At 60.9% G+C, this 22,489-nt stretch carries 17 protein-coding genes; 6 read left to right on the forward strand and 11 right to left on the reverse strand.

The window, feature by feature from the left end:
* Positions 1 to 340: 340 nt before the first annotated feature.
* The 5 genes from RY831_RS30775 to RY831_RS30795 all read right to left on the reverse strand — a co-directional run bounded on the left by RY831_RS30775 (position 341) and on the right by RY831_RS30795 (position 6,886).
* On the reverse strand, positions 341 to 1,246 hold the full coding sequence (locus tag RY831_RS30775; protein ID WP_326510134.1) for a transporter substrate-binding domain-containing protein: 906 nt from the start codon (positions 1,244 to 1,246) through the stop codon (positions 341 to 343).
* Between the two features lie 187 nt (positions 1,247 to 1,433).
* On the reverse strand, positions 1,434 to 2,348 hold the full coding sequence (locus tag RY831_RS30780) for an amino acid ABC transporter substrate-binding protein (RefSeq protein WP_326510135.1): 915 nt from the start codon (positions 2,346 to 2,348) through the stop codon (positions 1,434 to 1,436).
* Between the two features lie 133 nt (positions 2,349 to 2,481).
* Entirely contained in the window at positions 2,482 to 3,768 is a 1,287-nt protein-coding gene (locus RY831_RS30785; RefSeq protein WP_326510136.1) for a Glu/Leu/Phe/Val family dehydrogenase, read from the reverse strand.
* A 205-nt stretch (positions 3,769 to 3,973) separates the two neighbouring features.
* Positions 3,974 to 4,936: a LysR family transcriptional regulator gene (locus tag RY831_RS30790; RefSeq protein WP_326510137.1), complete on the reverse strand. Its 963-nt coding sequence runs from the start codon at positions 4,934 to 4,936 to the stop codon at positions 3,974 to 3,976.
* Between the two features lie 90 nt (positions 4,937 to 5,026).
* The gene (locus tag RY831_RS30795) at positions 5,027 to 6,886 is read right to left on the reverse strand and encodes an ABCB family ABC transporter ATP-binding protein/permease (RefSeq protein ID WP_326510138.1); all 1,860 of its coding nucleotides are present in this window, start codon (positions 6,884 to 6,886) and stop codon (positions 5,027 to 5,029) included.
* A gap of 88 nt (positions 6,887 to 6,974) precedes the next feature.
* On the opposite strand from RY831_RS30795, the gene RY831_RS30800 reads away from it, so the two are divergent.
* On the forward strand, positions 6,975 to 7,385 hold the full coding sequence (locus tag RY831_RS30800) for an acyl-CoA thioesterase (protein WP_326510139.1): 411 nt from the start codon (positions 6,975 to 6,977) through the stop codon (positions 7,383 to 7,385).
* Positions 7,386 to 7,430: 45 nt separating this feature from the next.
* Positions 7,431 to 9,014, forward strand: coding sequence for an alkaline phosphatase D family protein (locus tag RY831_RS30805; RefSeq protein WP_326510140.1), 1,584 nt, complete (start codon positions 7,431 to 7,433; stop codon positions 9,012 to 9,014).
* Positions 9,015 to 9,096: 82 nt separating this feature from the next.
* Here the strand turns inward: RY831_RS30805 and RY831_RS30810 are convergent, their stop codons facing one another.
* From RY831_RS30810 to RY831_RS30820, 3 genes are all read right to left on the reverse strand, one after another.
* On the reverse strand, positions 9,097 to 10,779 hold the full coding sequence (locus RY831_RS30810) for a long-chain fatty acid--CoA ligase (RefSeq protein WP_326510141.1): 1,683 nt from the start codon (positions 10,777 to 10,779) through the stop codon (positions 9,097 to 9,099).
* 306 nt (positions 10,780 to 11,085) lie between these two features.
* Positions 11,086 to 12,177, reverse strand: coding sequence for an aminopeptidase (locus tag RY831_RS30815; RefSeq protein WP_326510142.1), 1,092 nt, complete (start codon positions 12,175 to 12,177; stop codon positions 11,086 to 11,088).
* Positions 12,178 to 12,180: 3 nt separating this feature from the next.
* The gene (locus RY831_RS30820) at positions 12,181 to 14,253 is read right to left on the reverse strand and encodes a molybdopterin-containing oxidoreductase family protein (RefSeq protein ID WP_326510143.1); all 2,073 of its coding nucleotides are present in this window, start codon (positions 14,251 to 14,253) and stop codon (positions 12,181 to 12,183) included.
* 299 nt (positions 14,254 to 14,552) lie between these two features.
* Between RY831_RS30820 and RY831_RS30825 the strand changes: the two genes are divergently transcribed.
* Together RY831_RS30825 and RY831_RS30830 are read left to right on the forward strand one after the other, a co-directional pair.
* Positions 14,553 to 15,755 (forward strand): M20 aminoacylase family protein, encoded by a 1,203-nt coding sequence (locus RY831_RS30825; protein ID WP_326510144.1) that lies wholly within the window; start codon positions 14,553 to 14,555, stop codon positions 15,753 to 15,755.
* 24 nt (positions 15,756 to 15,779) lie between these two features.
* Positions 15,780 to 16,808 carry a DUF2891 domain-containing protein gene (locus tag RY831_RS30830; RefSeq protein ID WP_326510145.1) on the forward strand — a complete coding sequence of 343 codons (1,029 nt, stop codon included), beginning with the start codon at positions 15,780 to 15,782 and terminating at the stop codon, positions 16,806 to 16,808.
* On the opposite strand, the gene RY831_RS30835 is transcribed toward RY831_RS30830, so the two are convergent.
* The 3 genes from RY831_RS30835 to RY831_RS30845 form a co-directional block, all read right to left on the reverse strand.
* A complete protein-coding gene (locus RY831_RS30835; protein ID WP_326510146.1) occupies positions 16,785 to 17,624 on the reverse strand; it encodes a DUF3047 domain-containing protein in 840 nt (279 codons plus the stop codon). The two genes, RY831_RS30830 and RY831_RS30835, sit on opposite strands and share 24 nt — an antisense overlap.
* A 64-nt stretch (positions 17,625 to 17,688) precedes the next feature.
* Positions 17,689 to 19,461 (reverse strand): ABC transporter ATP-binding protein/permease, encoded by a 1,773-nt coding sequence (locus RY831_RS30840; protein WP_326510147.1) that lies wholly within the window; start codon positions 19,459 to 19,461, stop codon positions 17,689 to 17,691.
* A 190-nt stretch (positions 19,462 to 19,651) separates the two neighbouring features.
* A complete protein-coding gene (locus RY831_RS30845) occupies positions 19,652 to 20,563 on the reverse strand; it encodes an NAD(P)-dependent oxidoreductase (protein WP_326510148.1) in 912 nt (303 codons plus the stop codon).
* Between the two features lie 68 nt (positions 20,564 to 20,631).
* Here RY831_RS30845 and RY831_RS30850 point away from each other — a divergent pair, with 68 nt between their 5' ends.
* Positions 20,632 to 21,522: an SMP-30/gluconolactonase/LRE family protein gene (locus RY831_RS30850; protein ID WP_326510149.1), complete on the forward strand. Its 891-nt coding sequence runs from the start codon at positions 20,632 to 20,634 to the stop codon at positions 21,520 to 21,522.
* Positions 21,523 to 21,639: 117 nt separating this feature from the next.
* On the forward strand, positions 21,640 to 22,185 hold the full coding sequence (locus RY831_RS30855; protein ID WP_326510150.1) for an acyloxyacyl hydrolase: 546 nt from the start codon (positions 21,640 to 21,642) through the stop codon (positions 22,183 to 22,185).
* Positions 22,186 to 22,489 lie beyond the last annotated feature (304 nt).

Raw genomic sequence — 22,489 nt, forward strand, 5'->3', positions numbered from 1 at the left:
AGCAGCGTATCCATGTAGGTGCCGACGGCGTCGGGCGACGGCTCCCAGAAGATGCGCCAGTTCCAGTTGTAGTTCATAGCTTGCCCTTATGCGTTGCGTGTATCGCCTTGCCGATCAAGCGATGACATTCGTCATCCGATCATTGCCCGATGCCTTGCACCGATCCCATGCCACGGCATGGCGTGAGATAGAAACCAATACAAAGGTGCGTTGTAATAGCGTTTTGTGATAGCGCCTTGCAAAAGCGGGAAGCATTCGCTTCCCGCTTTGAACTTGGATTTCGCCTGCACGGCAAAACAGCGACGCCGCTTCGGCGTCGGCTGCATGCCGTCCTGCCGTTTTACTGATAGGCAGCCGGATCGCCGGAGTCGGTCGGCTTGGCGATGACCTTCTTCAGCTGCTCGCCCATCGGCCAGTTCAGGTTCACGCCCTTGGGCGGAATCGGCGACTGGAACCACTTCGCATAGATGCGGTTGATCTCGCCTGACTTGAAGACACCGACGATCGCTTCATCGACGACCTTCTTGAAGCCCGGGTCGTCGCGGCGCATCATGATGCCGTAGGGCTCAAGCTGCAGCGCATCCTTGGTAATCGTGTAGTCAGCCGGCGACTTGGAAGTCGCGGCCAGCGAAGCCAGCAGGATGTCGTCCATCAGGAAAGCCACCGCGCGACCGGTTTCCACCATCAGGAAGGCTTCGGCATGGTCCTTGGCCGACAGAATGTTCATGCCGAGATTCTTCTCGGTATTGAGCGCGGTCACCTGGCGCATCGACGTAGTGCCGGCGGTCGACACCAGGGTCTTGCCCTTGAGGTCGTTCAGGGAATTCACGTTGGCTGTTTTCTTGGCCAGCAGGCGGTTGCCCGAGACGAAGGTGGTCGGCGCGAACGCGACCTGCTTCTGGCGCTCGACGTTGTTGGTGGTCGAACCGCATTCGATATCGATGGTGCCGTTGGCCATGAGCGGAATGCGGGTGGCCGATGTAACCGGGTTCATCTTGACGTTGAGCTGGGTCAGGCCGAGATTTTTCTGGATGGCTGTTACGGCTTTCATGCACAGATCAATCGAATAGCCTTGGTAGGACTGCTTGTCGTCCAGATAGGAGAAGGGAATGGAAGAGTCGCGCACGCCCAGGGTAATGGTGCCGCTATCCTTGATTTTCTTGAGCGTAGGGCTTTCCTGCGCTTGCGCTGCTCCCGCGATGACCCCTGCGCCGATAAGAACAGTGATCAGTTTTGCTAGTTTCATTTTATCTCCTGGAAAAAGTTAGCAACTTTAGTGTACCAAAAGCTATGCATATAAGACACGATTTCGATTGATCCCATACATAACTCCCCTACGGCACCGCCATGTTGTCGGAACATGGCTTTGTTTTGAATTGCACGCAATACGTATTTATACGGATAAGTGCTCTTGCAGCATCGAGCGCGACATTTCAGTCGCCGACTTTGTCGGTCGGAAAACGGAAGGTATCGCGCAGCAGGTGTCCCATCGGCATATTCATGGCCAGGTTCTTGGGAGGAATCGGATGCTTGAACCACTTGTCGTAGAGCTTGTAGACCTCGCCGTCGTTGATGATGCGGCCCATCTCCCGGTCCACCACGGCCTTGAATGCCGGATCTTCCCTGCGCATCATGATTGCGTAGGGCTCGGCCGACAGGGCATCGCCCACAACGACGAGTTGTTCGGGGCGAGGGGAACCGGCACGCAATCCGTACAGCAGGACATCATCCATCGGAAAAGCCGCGGCCTGCCGCTCCTCCACCATGGCAAACGATTCCGCATGGTCGCGGCCTTCCAGCAGCCGCAATCCGAGTGCGCGCACCTTGTCACGATCGGCGAGCAGCTTCATGGTGGTCGTGCCCTTGGTCGTAACCACCTGCTTGCCTCGCAGGTCGGCCCAGTTGGCGATGCCGGAATCGGCCCGTACCACCATGCGGACGGCGGCTATGAAATGGGGGATGGTGAAGGCGACCTGCTTGCGCCGTTCGGCATTGTTGGTGGTGGAACCGCATTCAAGGTCGGCCTTGCCGTCGACGATCGCCGGAATGCGCGTCGAGGAGGTAACCGCGAGGTATTGGATATTGAGGCGATCAAGCTTGACTTCACGGCGCACTGCATCGGCGATCTTCAGGCAAAGATCCATTGCATACCCGATCGGCTTCTTGTTGTCGTCGAGGTAGGAAAACGGTACCGAGGCTTCGCGGTGCGCGATTGTGATCGTACGGCTGTCGCGTATCTTGGACAGCGTATCGGTGCCGGCATGCACGGGTACGGATGCGGCAAGCAGGCAGCATGATACCGCCAGCCCGGCTTTAAGAATCGGACTTGTAATCGTGATGTCGAGCATAAGGTCTCCATCTCATGCCGGCAGAGATAACGCACAGGACGGCCGGCGTTGCATTGAACATCGGCCGACATCCTGTAGTGGCAGCCGCCGGTGCATTGCCGGCAGCTTGCCAGTTTTTAGTGCATCCGGAAAATCAAGGGTACAGTCCTCGCATTTCCCGTGCCTGCAATACTCTGGTGCAAGCCACGATAAATGCCGCAGTACGTAATGATACGTTTTTCTCCTGCGCAAGTGTCCATACTGCACCAAAAGCTTCGCGCATGATACGGGTGAGACGCTGATTGATCTCGTCCTCGGTCCAGAAGAAGCTGGAAAAATCCTGCACCCACTCGAAATAGCTCACCGTCACGCCGCCGGCATTGGCAATCACGTCGGGCACGACCAGCACGCCCTTGTCATGCAGGATATCGTCGGCTGCCGGCGTGGTCGGTCCATTGGCGCCTTCGAGGATGATCTTGGCGCGGATCTTGTTCGCATTGGCTTCGGTGATCTGCTGTTCAAGTGCGGCCGGAATGAGAATGTCACAGTCGACTTCCCAGAAGCGGCTGCGGTCGTTGACGGTATCGCCTCCGCTGAAGCCCGCAACGCTGCCATGCTGCGCGACATGCGCCTGCAGCGCGGCGACATCGATGCCGCTGTCGGAGACGATGGTGGAGATGTGATCCTGTACCGCAACCACCTTGGCACCCGCTTCGGCGAACAGACGCGCGGCGATACCGCCCACATTGCCGAAGCCCTGCACCGCAACCTTGGCGCCGTTGATGTCAAGCCCGCGCTTGGCAGCCGCTTCGCAGCCCACGACATAGACGCCGCGGCCGGTCGCTTCGCGCCGCCCCAGGCTGCCGCCAAGCGAGATCGGCTTGCCGGTAACCACGCCCGAGGCGGTGCTGCCCTGGTTCATCGAGTAGGTATCCATCATCCACGCCATGATCTGCTCGTTGGTATTGACGTCCGGCGCGGGAATGTCCTTGTTGGGGCCGATGATGATGTTGATTTCGCTGGTGTAGCGGCGCGTCATGCGCTGCAGTTCACCAATGGAGAGGGTTTTGGGGTCGACGCGGATGCCGCCCTTGGCGCCGCCGTAGGGCACGTTGACCGCCGCATTCTTGACAGTCATCCAGGCCGACAGCGCCATCACTTCCGAGAGCGTAACGTCCTGGTGGAAGCGCACGCCGCCCTTGCCCGGTCCGCGCGAGGTATTGTGCTGGACACGGTAGCCTTCGAAGTGGGCGATGCTGCCGTCGTCGCGCTCGATCGGCACATCGACAACGAGAATGCGCTTCGGACGCTTGAGGGTTTCGACCCAGCGCGCCAGCGTTCCGAGGTAAGGCGTGACGCGGTCGATCTGCTCGAGATAGACGCCCCATGGGCCGATTTCTTTTTGTGTAAGGTAGGATGGAACTTCGTGCTGTGTGGACATGGTGCTACTGCTCCTTGTGGATTCAGGCAGGCATCGCTGCTGGAATTGAATTCATTCCAATCCCAGGGCATTCCATGACATGGGATTAGCATTACAGGAAGGCATGCTAGTGCAACACATTAGCGCGATCCAATGCTTTGTAAGCATGCAACTATGCATGAAAAACATAAGGTTTGCGTCGCCGCAAAAGTACCGGCACGGGCGTTCAAACGGCCGCCGGAGCGGCCTTACGCTGGCGCGGCTTCTTGCCTGCGCGCTGGATCAGGTAGTCCCACAAACGGGCGACCACCGGCTTTCCCGGACGCTGCGCCGCCGGGCGCTCGCGGTAGAGCCGGATTTCCATGCTCAGTTCCCAGTCGGGACGTCCGCCGTCGGCGCGGGCCAGATGCTTCTGCTTAAGCTCGCGCACCACCGCGGACTCGGGCAGGAAGGCAATGCCATGGCCTTCGAGCGCCATCATTTTCAAGCCTTCGGCCATGTCCGTTTCATAGCACTTCTCGAGATGAAGAGGCTGTTCTGCATCCGCAAGGAGCAGATCGACCATGCGCCCGAGATAGGCATTGCTGGTATAGGAGAGAAACGGCAGCGGCGATTTCGCCGTGCCAGGCAGCTGCAATTGAGGAACGCCGCTGCGGTCGCAGCGCGCGTAGGCGCGCAAGGTCTCGCTGCCGAGCGTGAGCATGTCATAGCGGCTGGCGTCAAGCTGTACCGGCTGGCGCGGATGGTGATAGCACAGCAGCAGGTCGCAGCCGCCCTCCACCATTGTCATGACCGCGTCGTGCACATTGAGCGCGATGAGCCGGCTGTTGAGCATGCCGAAATCCTGCTTGAGCTCGCTGATCCATTTCGGCATGAAGGTGAGCGAGAGCGTGTGCGGCACGGCGAAGTCGACCGTCGTGTATGCGGTCGGGCGCTTGCCGCGCAGGAGCGCGCGCGCGTTGTTGATCTGCCCCAGCATTTCCAGTGCCTGTTCGTAGAACACTTCGCCGGCATGGGTAAGGCGGGTCGGATAGGAGGTGCGATCGATGAGGTCGGCGCCGAGCCAGGCTTCCAGCGACTGGATGCGCCTGGAGAATGCGGGCTGCGTCACATGGCGCAGCTCGGCCGACCGGCTGAAGCTGCCGGTCTCCGCCAATGAAATGAAATCTTCCAGCCATTTGGTTTCCATGGCGCTATGGTAGTCCGGTTCCCGGCTGAAGCAAAGCTATGCCCTGCAAGCCGCCCCGGCCATGCAGGCCGCACAGGCCTTCCAAGCCACTTAAGCCACCGCCGGTTCCGCGTCGCGGTCATTGGTGCCGGGTGACGACGGGCCGATTTCCTGCCGCGCCTGCTGGCGATCCCACATCTGCGCATAGGCGCCGTTCTGCGCCAGCAGCTGTGCATGCGTGCCGCGCTCGACGATGCGGCCATGGTCGAGCACCAGGATCTGCGCGGCATCGGCTATGGTCGACAGGCGGTGGGCGATCACTAGCGTGGTGCGGTCCTTGGCGATCTCCTTGAGCTGGGCCTGGATGGCTTGCTCGGCGCGCGAGTCGAGCGCGGATGTTGCCTCGTCGAAAATCAGGATGGCGGGATTCTTCAACAGGGTGCGGGCAATCGCGACGCGCTGCTTTTCGCCGCCCGACAGCTTCAGGCCGCGCTCGCCGACCATGCTCTGGTAGCCGTCGGGCAGACTCTCGATGAAGTCATGGATGTAGGCCGCCTTCGCCGCCGCCACGATTTCCTCGCGGCTGGCGTCGGGCTTGCCATAGGCGATGTTGTACTCGATGGTGTCGTTGAACAGCACCGTATCCTGCGGCACGATGCCGATCGCCTTGCGTAGCGAAACCTGGGTGATGTTGCGCAGATCCTGCCCGTCGATGCTGATGCTTCCGGCGTTGATGTCGTAGAAGCGGAACAGCAGGCGCGACAGCGTGGACTTGCCGGAGCCGCTGTGGCCGACCACCGCGGTGGTAGTGCCGGCGGGGATCGTGAAATCGACATCGAACAGGATCTGCCGCTTGGCTTCGTAGCTGAAGTCCACGTGCGAAAACCTGAGCTCGGCACCCTGGATGGCAAGCGGTTTCGCATTGGGTACATCGGCCACCTCGCGGTGCTGGTCGAGCAGCTTGAACAGGCGCTCTATGTCCGCCAGGCTCTGCTTGATCTCGCGGTAGATCACGCCGAGGAAGTTGAGCGGCACGTAGAGCTGGATCATGAATGCATTGACCAGCACCAGGTCGCCCAGTGACATCGTGCCGTCGATCACGCCCTGGGTGGCGCGCCACAGGATCAGGGTGACGGCGACGGCGATGATCAGCGATTGCCCGGTGTTGAGGATGGACAGCGACGTCTGCGACTTGACCGCCGCCGTCTCCCAGTTCTGCATGCTTTGATCGTAGCGCCGCGCTTCGTATTCCTCGTTGCCGAAATACTTGACGGTTTCGTAATTGATCAGCGAGTCGATGGCCCGGACATTGGCCTTGGAATCGAGATCGTTCATGGTGCGGCGGAAATTGGTGCGCCACTCTGTCACCGCCACCGTGAAGCCGATATACACCAGCAAGGCCGTGATCGTGATCCCGGCGAACCAGATATCGTAATTCAGCACCAGGTATCCGATGACCAGCGTGATTTCCACCAGCGTCGGCAGGATGCTGTACAGGGTGTACGACACCAGCGATGAAATGCCGCGCGAGCCGCGCTCGATGTCGCGCGTCATGCCGCCGGTCTGCCGATTCAGGTGAAAGCGCAGCGACAGCGAATGCAGGTGCCGGAACACCTGCAATGCGATCGTCCGCACCGCGCTTTGCGTGACCTTTGCAAACACGAATTCCCGCAACTCGGTGAACATGGTGGTACACAGCCGCAATGCGCCGTAGGCGACCAGGATACCCACCGGCAGGACCAGCAGGGTTTCCGGCCGGTCGGGGCTGATGGTCATGCGGTCGACCAGTTCCTTGAGCACCAGCGGCACGCCCACGTTGGCCACCTTGGCGCCGATCAGGAAAATCAGCGCCAGCAATACCCGCCACTTGTAGGCCCACAGGTAAGGAAACAGGGTCTTGAGCGTGCCCCAATCATTGCGGGTGCCTTCATTGGCGGGCGGCTCGGGGGATGACACGGGGGAACGGCGCATGAAATGGTTTATCCAGTGGAATGGTTTATGCTGTGGCTTCGATGATTTTAGCGTAGAGCCTGTTATGAGGCTTTTCCGGGAAAACACAATGACAGACACACTCCAGACCAGTCTGCCGCAGGGCAAGATGCCTCAATTGCGGGTGATGCCGATGCCCGCCGACGCGAATGTCCACGGCGATGTGTTCGGCGGATGGATCATGGCGCAGGTCGACATTGCCGGCTCGTTGCCGGCGGTGCGGCGCGCCAATGGCCGAGTCGCCACGGTGGCCGTCAACTCCTTCGTATTCAAGCAACCGGTGTTCGTCGGCGACCTGCTGTCCTTGTATGCGGACATCGTAAAGGTGGGCAATACCTCGATCACTGTCAATGTCGAAGTCTATGCGGAGCGCAATCGCCTGCAGGTCGAGATCGTCAAGGTCACGGAAGCGACGCTGACCTATGTCGCCACCGATGAGAACCGCCAGCGCCGCCCTATTCCGCCGCTCGTCGAGGAATGACGAGCAGCCCGGATGATTTCAGGCCGGGTTCAGGCAACGCTTTCCATGCGATCTGAGCGCAGGCGATTTCTCGAACATTCGGCGCGCCTGCTATCGCTCGCCGCGCTGTCGGCCGCCTTTCCTTCCACCGCGCTGAGCCGCACCGCGCACTATCCGTTCAGCCTGGGCGTGGCTTCCGGCTCGCCGCGCGCCGCCAGCGTTGTCCTGTGGACGCGCATCCTGCCAGACCCGCTCGATGCGCAGTCTTCCGGCAGCCGGCCGTATGCGGTGCAATGGGAAATCGCGGAAGACGAAGGCTTTAGGAAAATCGTGGCCAAGGGCAACGCGACCGCGCTGCCCGAGCTCGCGCACAGTGTGCATGTCGATGCCGTCGGACTCAGGCCGGGCCGCTGGTACTGGTACCGCTTCATGCTGGGCGACGCGGTCAGCCCGATCGGCAGGACCCGCACGGCGCCGGCGGCGGATGACATGGCTTCCTCATTGAAACTTGCCGTGGCTTCCTGCCAGCACTGGGACTTCGGCCAGTATGCCGCCCACCGGCACATCGCCGCGGAAACCCCCGACCTGGTCGCCTTCCTCGGCGACTACATCTACGAGTGGGGCGAACATGCGCTGGCACATCCGCCGGCGCCGCGCAGGCGCAGCAACGAAAGCGTGACGCTTGCGCAGTATCGTGCGCGCTATGCGCAATACAAGTCCGACCCGCATTTGCAAGCCTCGCATCTTGCCGCCCCCTGGATCGTGACCTGGGACGATCACGAGGTATCCAACGATTACGCCGATGACCGCGACCAACGCCTGGCCCCGGATTTCATGGAGCGGCGCGCGGCGGCGTACCAGGCATTCTACGAACACATGCCGGTGCGCCTGCATGCGCTGCCTGCAGGACCGCAGCGCTTCGCACACATGCGCATTTATGACCGCTTCGAATGGGGGCGGCTTGCGCAATTCCATCTGCTTGATGGCCGCCAGTACCGCTCGCACCAGGCTTGCCAGCATACGGGGCGGGGAGGATCGACATCGGTCGGCGCAGCCTGCGCGGAAAGAACGGCGCCGGAGCGCACCTTGCTCGGCGCGGAACAGGAGCAATGGCTGGCTGCGGGCTTCGCCGCATCGAAAGCCTCCTGGAACCTGCTCGCCCAGCAGACGCTGATGGCGCAGTGTTCCCAGGTCCCGATCGAGGGGGAGGATGGCGGCCGCTTCTGGAACGATGGCTGGGACGGTTATCCGGCGGCGCGGCGGCGCCTGCTCGATGCCATGCGCAAGCATGAGTTAAGCAACCCGGTCGTGCTGTCGGGCGATGTGCATACCTTTTACGCAGCCGAGCTGCGCCCGGACTTCAACCGGCGCGCATCAAGGGACAACCCGGTGGTCGCCGCCGAGTTGTGCGGCACTTCCGTCACTTCCAAATCGCGGCCGCAGTCGCGCACCGACCGCTACGTCGCCGACAATCCCCATATCAAGTACGGGCGCAGCGACCGGCGGGGCTACATGCTGCTTGAGATCACGCCCGAGCGGATTGCGACGCGATTCCAGGCGCTCGACGATGTGTGGCTGGCGGAATCCTACGCGGCGACCGTGGCAAGCTTCGTCGTCGAGACTGGGCGACCCCGGTTGCAGCAGGCGTGATGGGCATAAAAAAACCGCCTGCTTAGCAGGCGGTTTCTGATTTGCCGAATCGCTGAATCTGGATCGCTGAATCGTCTTGAGATCAGGCGGCTTTCTTTTCGTCGCGCAATTCGCGGCGCAGGATCTTGCCGACGTTGGTCTTGGGCAGGTCTTCGCGGAACTCGATGTACTTGGGCTTCTTGTAAGCGGTGAACTGCTCCTTGCAATAGCTCATCAGCTCATCCACCGTCAGCGAGGCATCCCTGCGCACCACGAAGAGCTTGACCGCCTCGCCGGAATTCGCATCGGGCACGCCGATGCAGGCGCATTCGAGCACGCCCGGATGCGCGGCGACCACGCCTTCGATCTCGTTGGGATAGACGTTGAAGCCCGACACCAGGATCATGTCCTTCTTGCGGTCCACGATCTTGACGAAGCCGCGCTGGTCCATCACGCCGATATCGCCCGACTTGAAGTAGCCGTCCGGTGTCATGACCTTCGCGGTTTCATCGGGGCGGTTCCAGTAGCCAGCCATGACCTGCGGGCCGCGGATCGCGATCTCGCCCGGCTCGCCGAGAGGCACCGGGTTGCCCGCATCGTCGAGGATCGCGATCTCGGTGCCCGGGATGGGCAGGCCGATGGTGCCGGAGAATTCCTCCGATGTCGCCGGGTTGCAGGTCGCCGTCGGCGAGGTTTCGGACAAGCCGTAGCCTTCCACGATCGGGCAGCCTGTGACCTTGAGCCATTTGTCGTTGACCGCCTTCTGCACCGCCATGCCGCCGCCGTTGCAAATCTTCAGGCTGGAGAAGTCCAGCTTGGCGAATTCCGGATTGTTGAGCAGGCCGTTGTAGAGCGTGTTCACCGCCGGCAGCAGGTTGAACTTGTGCTTGGACAGTTCCTTGATGAAGCCTGGAATGTCGCGCGGATTCGGGATCAGGATGTTCATCGCCCCCCAGCGCGTGCCCATCAGCATGCAGGCGGTCAGCGCGAAGATGTGATACAGCGGCAATGCGCAGACGATGGTGAGCGGATCGATCTTCGGTTCCTGCTGCAGCGCCGGCTGCGCCCAGGCATCATTCTGCAGCACGTTGGCGATCACGCAACGGTGCGTCAGCGTGGCGCCCTTGGACACGCCGGTCGTGCCGCCGGTGTATTGCAGGAAGGCGAGATCGTCGTGACCGAGCTCCACCGGCTTGAGCTGCTGCCGCGCGCCTTCCGACAGGACCTGCTTGAAGCGGACCGCGTTGGGCAGCGAGAATGCCGGCACCATCTTCTTGACGTTGCGCACCACGAAGTTGACCAGCGCGCCTTTGACGCCGCCGAGCATTTCACCCATGCTGGCCACCACCACATGCTTGACCTTGGTCTTGCCGATCACCTGTTCCAGCGTGGTGGCGAAGTTTTCCAGGATGATGATGGCTTCGGCGCCGGAATCATTGAGCTGGTGCTCGAGTTCTCGAGGCGTGTAGAGCGGATTGACATTGACCACGCAATAACCGGCACGCAGGACGCCCGCGATCGCCACTGGGTATTGCAGCACGTTGGGCATCATGAGCGCCACGCGGGCACCTTTCTTCAGCCCGCGTCCCTGCAGCCAGGCGCCGACCTGGGTGGAAAGCTGGTCGAGCTCCGCATACGTCATGAACTTGTCCATGCACACGTAGGCATTGCGCGATGCAAACTTCTGGAAGGACTCCTCGAGCAGATGCACCAGGGAGCGGTATTGTGTGTAGTCGATCTCCGCGGGAACGCCCTCAGGATAAGACTTTAGCCAAAGCTTTTCCATTGTCTGCCTCTTGTCTTTTTATGGAAGGATAGGATGTCGCAAAAAATAGCACGACCGGTTCTTTTTCTCGGCATAGATGCTATCGGTCGGCGCGCTTACATGCAAGTCTTTTAATAGGTTCCGAAGCATACTTCTAGCAGCCCCTTCTTTTGCAATGCAACAATACGAGCGGAAAAATGCTGGCAAATGCTGTTTGCTGCCTATGCACAATACACGCAAAAAAGCGGCCATGAAAGGCCGCTTTTCGCATTGATTGATGTTTATGGCTTGCGATGGGTTTGCGCCATCGGTGCACGCCAAAATTTTTTACTGGGCAGCGATCTCGACGCTGTTCCCTGCCGCCACCGGCGCAGTCTGGGCGAGCCCTGCCAGCTCGCGATGCCGATCTTCCTTGCCGAGAGCGGACAGTGCGCGCACGGCGGCGTAGAACCTGCCGAGATCCTTCTGCTGCGCCAGCATTGCGCGGAAGCCCGGCACGAAATCGTTGTAGGTCGCGATGGCCGACAGGTGCGCATTCGACAGCGGCTCCGCGAACCAGCGGTCATAACCGGCATAGCCGCCCCAGCTTGCCTTGAGCACCTGGTATTCATCCTTGAGCGCCTGGAAGATCGCCGCTTTTTCCTTGCGCTTCTCTGCGTCGCTGGCATCACTCTCGTAGTTGGCGCTGAGCGCCTTGCGATGCTTCATCAGCAGGGCGAGGAAGTCGCGCTTGCGGCCTTCATAGGCAACATAGGCCTTGCGCGTCTTGTCGTCGCCATGCTTTTCCAGCCAGCGCTCGACACCCGCCTCTTCCACTGCCACCGCGAAGGATTCGTTGAACTGCGAATCGCCAGGCACGTACACCACCTGGTGCGCCAGTTCATGAAACACCAGGCGGGCCAGTTCGCCGTCCGGATACTTGATGAAGGTCGACAGCACCGGGTCCTTGAACCATCCCAGCGTCGAATAGGCAGGCACGCCGGAAATTTCCACATCGAACTTCGCCGCGCGCAGTTCGGCCGCATAGGCCTGCGCATCTTCCTTGCGGTAATAGCCGCGGTACTTGACGCAGCCGGCGATCGGGAAGCACCACTCCATCGGCTTGAGCGAAAGCTCCGGCGTGGCGACGATGTTCCACATGACGAACGGACGCTTCAGATCCGCATAGGTGGTATAGCTGTCATTGTCGGGCAGGCCGAGTTCGCGCGCGGCGAATGCTCGGATCTCCTTGACGCGCGCCAGCTTGGTCTTGAGATTGTCTTCGGTGCCGGGGCTGGCGATCCATTCATCGATCGGCCGTGCTTCGGAAAGCAGCGAGAATTGTCCATGGGCCGCTTGCGCGAAATACCCGATCTGCGCACAGCCCGCCATGATGGCAACCATGCCGCCGCATGCCAATACCCGCCACTTCATCTTCATTTCCTATACCTTCTGTACCTGCACCAGCACGTCGTAGAACGTGGGCGCGTTGCCCATGTCGGTCAGGCGCTGGCTGGTCACTTCATTGGCATTCTTGCCATCGGCGGCAAACTTCCGCCACCAGATGGACAAGCCCACCACCAGTCCCTCGCGCGCCTTGTCGGTCACGCGCGCCTTCGCGACGAATGATCCGCGGTCATTGAAGATGCGTACCTGATTGCCATCGTCGATCCCGCGCTGCGCGGCATCGATGGGATGCATGTCCAGATGCGGTTCACCTTCCGTATCTCGCAAGCTCTGCACATTGACGAAGGTGCTGTTAAGAAAGTTCCTTGCCGGCGGAGAAATCATTGCCAGCGGATATCGCTTTGCCAACTCCGGGTTGCTGACGCGCGATTCATAGGGAGGAATATAGGTTGGCAAAGGATCCAGACCGTCCGCCTTCATGCGTTCGGAGTAGAACTCGCACTTGCCCGAGGGCGTCGCGAATCCGCCTTGCGCGAACGGCGCATCGGCGGCATTGAGCTTCTGCCAACCCTTGCGCTTGAGGGAGTCCCAGTCGAAGTGGATGGCGCGCGCATCCTTGCTGTTGAAAGCCTGGGCTGCCAGTTCGTCATCGCTTTCGCGGAAGCAGGGATCGTCGAAGCCCATGCGCTGCGCAAGCAGGCGGAAGACCTCGGTATTCGGCTTGGCTTCGCCCAGCGGAGCGATGGCGGGATTGTTGGCCATCATGTAAAGATGGCCATAGGTAGCATGGATGTCGGTATGCTCCAGCTGCGTGGTGGCCGGCAGCAGGATGTCGGCATAGTCGGCGGTATCGGTCTGAAAATGCTCGAGCACGACGGTGAACAGGTCTTCGCGGGCGAAGCCCTGCGCCACCTTGGGCGATTCGGGAGCGACTGCCACCGGGTTCGAGTTGTACACGATCAAGGCTTCGATTTTCGGTCCGAATTCCGGCGACGCCTCCTGCAGCAATGCATCGCCGATCGTGCTCATGTTGATCGTGCGCACCGGCTTGCCCAGCAGGTCGGGGCGCTGCAATGCCGCGCCGTTCTTGGGGAAAGTGTCTGAAGCCGAAAGCTGCACGCCTCCCGCCGCATACCGCCAGGCACCGACCAGCGCCGGCAGGCAGGCGATGTTGCGCACCGCCATGCCGCCGCCGCGCACCCGCTGCAGGCCGTAGTTGACGCGGATCGCCACCGGCTCTCCCTGGCTGGCCAGCGAACCGTAGTCGCGGGCCAGCTGCTCGACTTCCGCGACGCTGATGCCGCATGTATCGGCGGTACGCTGCGGCGTCCATTCCGCTGCGCGCTCCTTCAGCGCCTCATAGCCGAGCGTATGGCGGGCGATATAGTCTTCGTCCACCAGGTTGTCCCGGATCAGCACATGCATCATGCCGAGCGCAAGCGCGGCATCGGTGCCAGGGAGCAGCGCGATATGCTGGTGGCATTTTTCCGCTGTCAGCGAGCGATAGGGATCGATGGCAATGAGCTTGGCACCGCGCCGCTTGGCTTCCTGCGCCCGCATCCAGAAATGCAGGTTGGAGGCGATCGGATTGCCGCCCCATATCAGGATGAGCTTGGCATTCTGGAACTGTTCGACATCGGTGCCGATGCGCGCGCCCACGGTGTATTTGTAGCCGGCGGCGCCGGCCGAGGCGCAGATGGTGCGGTCCAGCAGCGAAGCACCCAGCTTGTTGAAGAAGCGCGCCGCCATCGATTCACCCTGCACCAGCCCCATCGTGCCGGCATAGCTGTAGGGAACGATGGCCTCGGCATCGCGCGCCGCAACATCTTTCAGCCGCGCGGCGATGGTATCGAGCGCCTCGTCCCAGGAGATGCGCTCGAATCTACCCTCGCCCTTGCGCCCCACCCGCTTCATCGGATGCAGCAGGCGATCGGCGTGATAGGTGCGCTCGGTATAGCGCGATACCTTGGTGCAGAGCACGCCGGCGGTGGTCGGATGGTCCGGGTCGCCGCGCACCTGCGTGGCGACGCCGTCTTCGACGGTGACCAGCAAGGCGCAAGTATCGGGGCAGTCATGGGGGCAGGTGGCGCGAACGATGGATGTCGTCATCAAAGTCTTCCAGGGCGGACGCGCATCGGATGGAAACGCGTCGTGTTGATGGGGACGGTTCTTGGGGTGCAAGACCGCGCTCTCATATTGTGTTCTCGTGTTCTCGGAGTCTTGTTTTCGCGTGCTCTTGTCGAGTTGGCAAATGCCGAAAGGTGCTTTGTCCGATGGCATGCACGTCCTCGGCCACAGTCGCTAGAATAACTGCGAACGCTTCCGAGTAATATATCGAGGAAGAGAAAATTCCGCTTACCGACGGGCAACAAGCATGGTGGCCTGCGTAGCGGATTGCGGAGAACAGCATGAACCTGATTGACCCGATCGTCGCATTCCAATCCCAACTCCAGCAGATCCGGCGCGACATCCACGCCCATCCCGAACTCTGCTTCGAGGAGGAGCGCACCGCCGACCTGATCGCCGCCAAGCTGACCGAATGGGGCATTCCCGTCATTCGCGGCATGGGCGTGACCGGCGTGGTGGGCGTGCTCAAGAATGGAACCGGCACGCGCGCCATCGGCTTGCGCGCCGATATGGATGCCTTGCCGGTACAGGAAATCAATTCCTTCGCGCATGCCTCGCGGCACCAGGGCAAGATGCATGCATGCGGCCATGACGGCCACGTGGCGATGCTGCTCGGCGCAGCGCACTACCTGGCCAGGCACCGCAATTTCGACGGCACGGTCTACCTGATTTTCCAGCCCGCCGAAGAAGGCGGCGGCGGCGCCAGGCGCATGATGGACGACGGCTTGTTCGAGCAGTGCCCCATGGAGGCGGTATTCGGCATGCACAACTGGCCGGGCGTGAAGGTCGGCACCTTCGGCGTGACGCCAGGGCCGATGATGGCCTCCTCCAATGAATTCGAACTCGTGATCAGGGGCCGCGGCGCACATGCGGCGCAGCCGCACAAGGGCATCGATCCGATCATGGTAGCGATCCAGATTGCGCAGAGCTGGCAGACCATCGTCAGCCGCAACAAGAATCCGCTCGATGCGGCCGTGCTGTCGATCACGCAGATTCATGCGGGCAGCGCCACCAACATCATTCCCGATGAAGCCACGCTGATCGGCACGGTGCGCACCTTTTCGACCGCCGTGCTCGACCTGATGGAAAACCGCATGCGCACCATCGCCGAACATACCGCCGCGGCCTTCGACAGCACGATCGATTTCAGCTTCCACCGCAACTATCCGCCGCTGATCAATCATGCCAGGGAAACCGCGTTCGCCATCGACGTGCTGAAGTCGGTCGTCGGCGAAGACAACGTCGATACCCAAGTCGAGCCGACCATGGGTGCCGAGGATTTCGCCTTCATGCTGCAGGAAAAACCGGGATGTTATGTCTTCATCGGCAACGGCGAAGGCGGCCACCGTATGGAGGGGCACGGCCTGGGTCCGTGCAACCTGCATAATCCGAGCTACGACTTCAACGACGAACTGCTTCCGCTCGGCGCGACTTACTGGGTGCGCCTGGCGGAGGCTTACCTGCGTCCTGCCTCCGCAGCCTGAAAGTCATCCTGAAAGGCGGATTCGATGCAGACGGATACGTTAGGCTCCCTCGCGCTTGACATGCATGCGGCGCCCTTCGCGCGCGTCGCGCTGTCGAACGTGACGCGGGAACTGCCGCACAAGATCGATCACCTGCTGACCAGCCCGGGCGAATGGCAATCGCCGCGCGCCATGCATCCGGCGTTCTACGGAAGCTATGACTGGCACTCCAGCGTGCACATGCACTGGCTGCTGGCGCGCCTGCTGCGCCTGGCGCCTGCGCAGGAAGAGGCACCGCGCATCCGTGACACGTTCGATCTGCACTTCGCTTCCGCCAATATCGAAACCGAGGCGGCTTACTTCAGGCATCCGGCCCGGCAATCCTTCGAGCGCACCTATGGCTGGGCCTGGCTGCTCAAGCTGCAGACGGAATTGGTGCTGCTGGCCGAGGCCGATCCGCAATCATTACGCTGGCGCGATTCTCTGCAGCCACTGGCGGACCTGATCGCCGAACGCTACCTGCATTACCTGCCGCTGGCGGACTACCCGATCCGCGCCGGCACGCATGCCAACAGTGCATTCGGGCTGCTGTTCGCGCTGGATTACGCGGAAAAGATACAGCACATTGCCCTGCGCAAGCTGATTGCGGCCAAGGCCAATCAATGGTTCGGCCGCGACCGCCGCTATCCGGCGCGGTATGAACCGGGCGGCGATGATTTCCTGTCGGGCGGCCTGCTGGAAGCGGTACTGATGCTGCGAGTCGTGGACGGCTGCAGCTATGCGGACTGGTGGGAAGTGTTTTGCCCGGCCCGGGAGGATTTGCCAACCTGGCTGACGCCGGTCGCGGTCAGCGACCGCAGCGATCCGAAGCTGGCCCATCTCGACGGCCTGAACCTGGCGCGGGCCTGGTGCTGGAAGCGGCTGGCGCCGCAATTGCCGGCGGAGATGCGGCAAGCGGTGGCGGATGCGGTCGCCGCGCATCTGTCGGCGTCATTGCCACAGGCCAGCAGCGGCGACTATGCCGGCACCCACTGGCTGGCGAGTTTCGCCCTACTCGCTCTGACCGACGACTAGAGAGCCTCCCTTTTCCTCGCCGGCGGCCAGCATGCCGCGCTCGCGCAGCAGGCGGATGTCGCCGTACCAGGCCTCGACGGATGCGCCGGTATTGTCGGTATCGGTCAGCACGCCGACGCCGATCAGCCTGCCCGGTTTTTCCCCGAAGGCTTTTTCATAATCCTCGACGATGTTGCGGGCGAAGCTCTGCCACTCGCCGATTCCCTTATTGCCGCGCGCGGCCACCATCATCTTGATGCGACTGCTGTGCTTGCTGCGGATGACGGTGCCGACCGGCGCCTTGTTTTCCCAGATGTACATCAGCGTGGCATAGGGAAATTCATAGCCGGTCATGATCCGGGCGGTCTCGAACAGGATCTGGTCGGCGAACGGCAGCGACTCCTTGTCGCCGTCGAAGCCGAGAATGATGCGCACCGGAGAATCCTCGGTGGCATGGTCGGTATTGTCGGCGCCGTGGATCAGGTCGGCGATCTTCCATTGCCAGTGCAGCCAGGGATTGTTTTCCAAATCGATGGCGACCTTCTGCATCAGGCCCGACGACGCCTTCTCGGCACGTGCATGCAGCACGGTGCGGTCTTCCTTGTTCACCAGCTTGTACTGGGTCTGGTTCTTGGTGCGCAGCAGGATCAGGGGTTCCCAGCCGTTCGGCAAGCCGCCGGCGGGATTGACCGAGAACAGCTTGACCTCGCCTGCGTCCCTATTCTCGCCGGCTGCCGCGAGCGTGGCGTCCGACACTGCAGCCGTGGTGCTTATCGGCTGCTGCGCGCAACCTGCAAGCAGCAATGAAATAGCAAATGGAACAAGGAGTCGTTTCATGAAATAGGTTTGCCATGTCGCCGTTCCATGTACCGCCCGCATTGCCTGCCGGTAGATGGCTCGCTTATTGAACTGGTAGCCGGGATGGCTGGATTGTATAGTTTTGTTGTTGCATAGCGTCCGCTAACTGTTCACCGTGCGGGACGTCATGAACAAATTGCCAATGGATCTGATGGTATTTCGCAACAGCCGGACGATGCGCGATGCTGATGATGCTGGCCTCCGGCAGCTCCTCCAGCAGCAAGGCATACAGCCGCTCCTCGGTATCGGGATCGAGGGCGCTGGTGGCTTCGTCGAGAAACAGGTACTGCGGCTTGGCCAGCAAGGCGCGCACGAAGGCAAGGCGCTGTTGCTCGCCGGGTGACAGGCGCTGGCTCCAGTTGTCGGGTTCATCGAGCTTGTCGGCCAGGTGCGGCAGCTTGCACAGTTCGAGATAGTGGCGCACTGCCAGATCCTTGTATGCCGTCTCGGCGGCCGGGTAGGAAATGGCCGCCCGCAGCGTGCCGATCGGCAGGTAGCCGCGCTGCGGCAGGAATAGCAGCCTGGCCCCGTTCGGCACTTCGATGCTACCGCTGCCATACGGCCAGATGCCGGCAATCGCCCGGAACAGCGTGGACTTGCCGCAGCCCGACGGCCCGCTGACCAGAATCCGCTGGGATTCGTGGATTTGGGCACTCAACGCCTCTGTCAGCGATGCACCGTTCGGCAGCTCGAGCCTGACGCCATCGAGAAGAATCGCGCCGACATTGTTGCGGGTCACCGGAATGCCCGAGACCCGATCACGCGCGGCAATCACGGCGGCATGGAAACCCGCGAGCCGGTTGACGCTGGCCTTCCAGCTGGCGAGTTGGCTGAACGCATTGATGAACCAGGAAAGCGCATCCTGCACGTGGCCGAAGGCGGAACTGATCTGCATCAGGCCGCCGAGGGTGATCGCGCCGGAGAAGTAACGCGGAGCCCCGACCAGAAAGGGAAAGATCACGGCGAACTGTGCATAGAAATTGGAAGCGACATTGAGCCGCTTGGTGGTGCGCATGATGGTCCACCAGTTTTGCCAGATCTGCTGGAAGCGATTGCCGAGCTGGGTTTTCTCCTGCTGCTCGCCGCGGTACAGCGCGACCGCTTCCGCATGCTCGCGGATGCGGACCAGGCCGAAACGGAAATCGGCCTCGTAACGCTGCTGGTTGAAGTTCTGCTGCACCAGCGGCCGGCCTATCCAGAGCACCAGCAAGGATCCGATACCGGCATAGGCAATGGCGAACCACACCATGTAACCGGGAATGGTGACCTGCTGGCCGCTGAGCATGAATGACAGCGGCCCGCTGACCGACCACAGGATGCCAACGAACGATGCCAGCGATACCACGCTGGAGAGCAGTCCCAGCGACAGGGTCAGGGTACCGTTGGTCAGGTATTGCAGGTCTTCCGCGATGCGCTGGTCGGGGTTGTCGGCCGAGCGCGTCTGCTCGATGCGGTAGTACGCCTGGTTGGCCAGCCATTCATCGAGATATTGCCGGGTCAGCCACGCCCGCCACCGGATTTCCAGCGCCTGCATCAGGTAGACACGGTAGATCGCGACGGCGATGTAGATGAAGGCGAGATAGGAGAATCGCCATAGCTGTTCGCGGAATTCCGGAAAATTCTTGGTTTCCAGCGCGTTGTAGAAATCCCGGTTCCAGGCATTGAAAAGTACGTCGAGATAAACCAGCCCGAGCGCAAGCGCGATGACAGCGGCCAGCAGACCGCGGGCTTTCCACTTTTCTTCCGAACTCCAGTAAGGCTTGATTAACTGCCATACGGCGTGCCAGTCGGTGCGTGGGCGAGGCGTTGTGGTCATAGAGCAGTGTTACGGGGAATTGTGAAAGGATTGGATAGGTTTTGAAGAGCTTGGAGCATTATCGTGTGCCGCGTCATGTTTCGCCGCAACACGGGCTCGATGGGAGCGGGGGCGGCCCGGCGGCGGATACGCCGGCGGGCATTCCGTGATGCAGACGCCGCCGGCACGCTTCGATTGCGCTTCCGCAAGGTTAAGGAAGCCTGTCTGGCGCTTGTCCGACCCGCATGCCTGGATTCAGCCTCTCTATCGCGAGCAGGGCGGCGGCCTGGTCCGCATTGGGCGCCACATCGAGAATGCTGCGGTATAGGTCGGTAAGCAATTGCGTCACCGGCAGGCTGATGCCGCCCGCGGCAGCTGCAACCAAAGCATTTTCCAGATCCTTGGCCTGACTCTTCACCTGGCCGCCGGGCATGAAATTCCGGTCCAGCATGCGCTGCCCGTGTACCTCGAGAATGCGGCTTTCGGCAAAGCCGCCGCGAATGGCCGCGCGTACCGCCGCGGGATCGGCGCCGCCGGCCTGCGCGAGCATCAGAGCTTCCGCGACGATGCAGAGGGTGCCGCCGACGATCAGCTGGTTGCAGAGCTTCGCGATCTGGCCGCAACCGGCCGGTCCGACGTGCGTAGGGCGCCCAAGTATGCTCAAGACAGGTTCGGCGCGCCGGTAATGCTGCTCGCTCCCGCCTGCCATGATGGCGAGCGTTCCGGCTTCGGCGCCTACCACTCCACCGGACACCGGAGCGTCGACGAAGCCTACGCCTCGCTGGCTCAACTGCCGATGAAACTCCTGTGCTTCGGATTGCCGTGTCGAACTCATGTCGATGACCAGCGCCCCGGGTTTCAGGTAGTCCATCGCTTGCCCGAGCACATCACCCACGATGGGCCCGGCCTCCAGCATGGTGATGACCAGGTCCGCCTCGCTAACTGCGCCGGATATATTGTCGGCGATCCTGGCATTGAAAGCAGCCAGCGCATCCGCCTTTTCCCTGGTCCGGTTCCAGGCCGTGAGCGCATGGCCGGCTTTGAGCAAACGCATTGCCATGGGTTTGCCCATCAAACCTATTCCGAGAAATGCGATCTTCTGTGGTGACGCGGTACCGCTCACGGTCCTCTCCTATCGTTATTAAGGGTTAATGCATAATGGTGCATCATCATCTCAAAAAAGCAACTTCCATGTCGACCAATGTGATTCGCCCCTTGCTCGATACGCCGATGCTGCTTGGCGAATCTCCGCTCTGGCATCCTCTTGAATCGGCGTTGTACTGGATCGATATCGCTGGGCTCGCGGTGCATCGATACCGGCCGGGAGATGCCGCACATCACAAGTGGGAACTGCCGTCGGAGCCGGGCTGTATCGCCTACGCCGCCGATGGCCGCATTCTCGTCGCGATGCGTTCCGGCCTGGCGATGCTTGACCCCAAGAGCGGCGACCTGGACATGCTTGCCGCACCTCCTTATGATCCGTCCGTCATCCGCTTCAACGATGGCCGGTGCGACGCACGAGGACGATTTTGGGCGGGTACACTGTACGATCCCAGGGACAGGCAGGGCGGCTCGCTGTTCTGCATCGAGCGCGGCAAATGCCGGGATGCGGACCGCCCGGTGACCGTTTCGAACGGGGTCGCATTCAGCCCTGACCAGCGCACGCTTTACCACGCCGACACCACCGCGCATCGCATCACGGCATACGACTATGAAGTAGCGACCGGCACGGTCGGCACAGGAAAAATATTCAGGGAATTCTCTTCCGACAAGTCCTCAGGCTACGGCGGCCGGCCCGATGGCGCTGCGGTCGACAGCGAGGGCGCCTATTGGTGCGCGATGTACGAGGGCGGGCGCTTGCTGAGGCTTTCGCCGTCAGGAGAGATATTAAGAGAAATAGAAGTGCCGGTACGGTGCCCGACCATGCTGGCTTTTGGGGGTCCCCAGTTTCGTACCTTGTACATCACAACCGTCAGCCAGAAGCGGCCGCCCGACGAGTTGGCCCGTCTCCCGCTTTCCGGCTTTGTGCTTGAAATGGAAGTCGATGTTCCCGGCCTTGCCGAACATGCCTATGTGCCTTGAGTTGCAGGCATCTCCGTGATGCTGGCAAGCATGCCAAAGCAACATCTGCCACAATATCGGCAACTTGTAGTTGCAAACAAATAGGCTGGGCGAACCCATTCACAGAAGAGGTTAAGAATGAATAAGAAAAGAATATCATCTGTTGTACTCGCGGCGCTTGCATCCTTGGGAGGCATGCAGGCTGCTCATGCAGTTGATAGTGTTTCGCTAGAATTTGGTTCCGGGAATAAGACCAAGTTGGCCCGTGTCGGGCTGCAATGGAAATGGGATTCGAAATGGTGGCAGTCGAACGGCACCCACATCGGCGGTTATTGGGATCTTACGATGGCACAGTGGCGAGGCAACCGCTATCGCAACATACCCGGCAATAAGCAGGATTTCATCGACTTCGGCTTCACCCCGGTTTTCCGTTTTCAGAACGACAGCCTCAAGGGCTGGTATGTGGAGGCCGGTATCGGTGCCCATTATCTGGGCGAAATCTACGACAACAACGATCGCCAATTTTCCACGCGCTTCCAGTTCGGCGACCATATCGGCGTCGGTTATGTTTTCACAAACAATCTGGACATCGGCTTGAAGATCCAGCACTTCTCCAACGGCAGCATTAAACAGCCCAACGACGGCGCCAATTTCGCCGTGCTGAGCGCGACCTATTCCTTCTAAGCTAAGTACAGGACAATAAAAAAGCCTGCTTCATGCAGGCTTTTTTATTGTCCGTATCGAGGACCATCTACGAATCCGATTTGCTTTCGCAGCATGCAATCGTTGAGTCGACTTGTATTGATGGTGGCCCGATCCCGGACCGGTTGCGTTGGAAACCTTGCGAGGAGAGGATGATGGCGATTCACAAAGGTTGGCAAGTGGCCCGCATTGCTTCCAATTTCCGGCGCCCCAAAGCAAACAGCCCTGCGTCCATGAGGAGGCAGGGCTGATGCGGTAGAACTAGCCTGACGATGACCTACTTTCA

The sequence above is a fragment of the Noviherbaspirillum album genome (assembly GCF_035916955.1).
Classification (GTDB): domain Bacteria; phylum Pseudomonadota; class Gammaproteobacteria; order Burkholderiales; family Burkholderiaceae_D; genus Noviherbaspirillum; species Noviherbaspirillum album.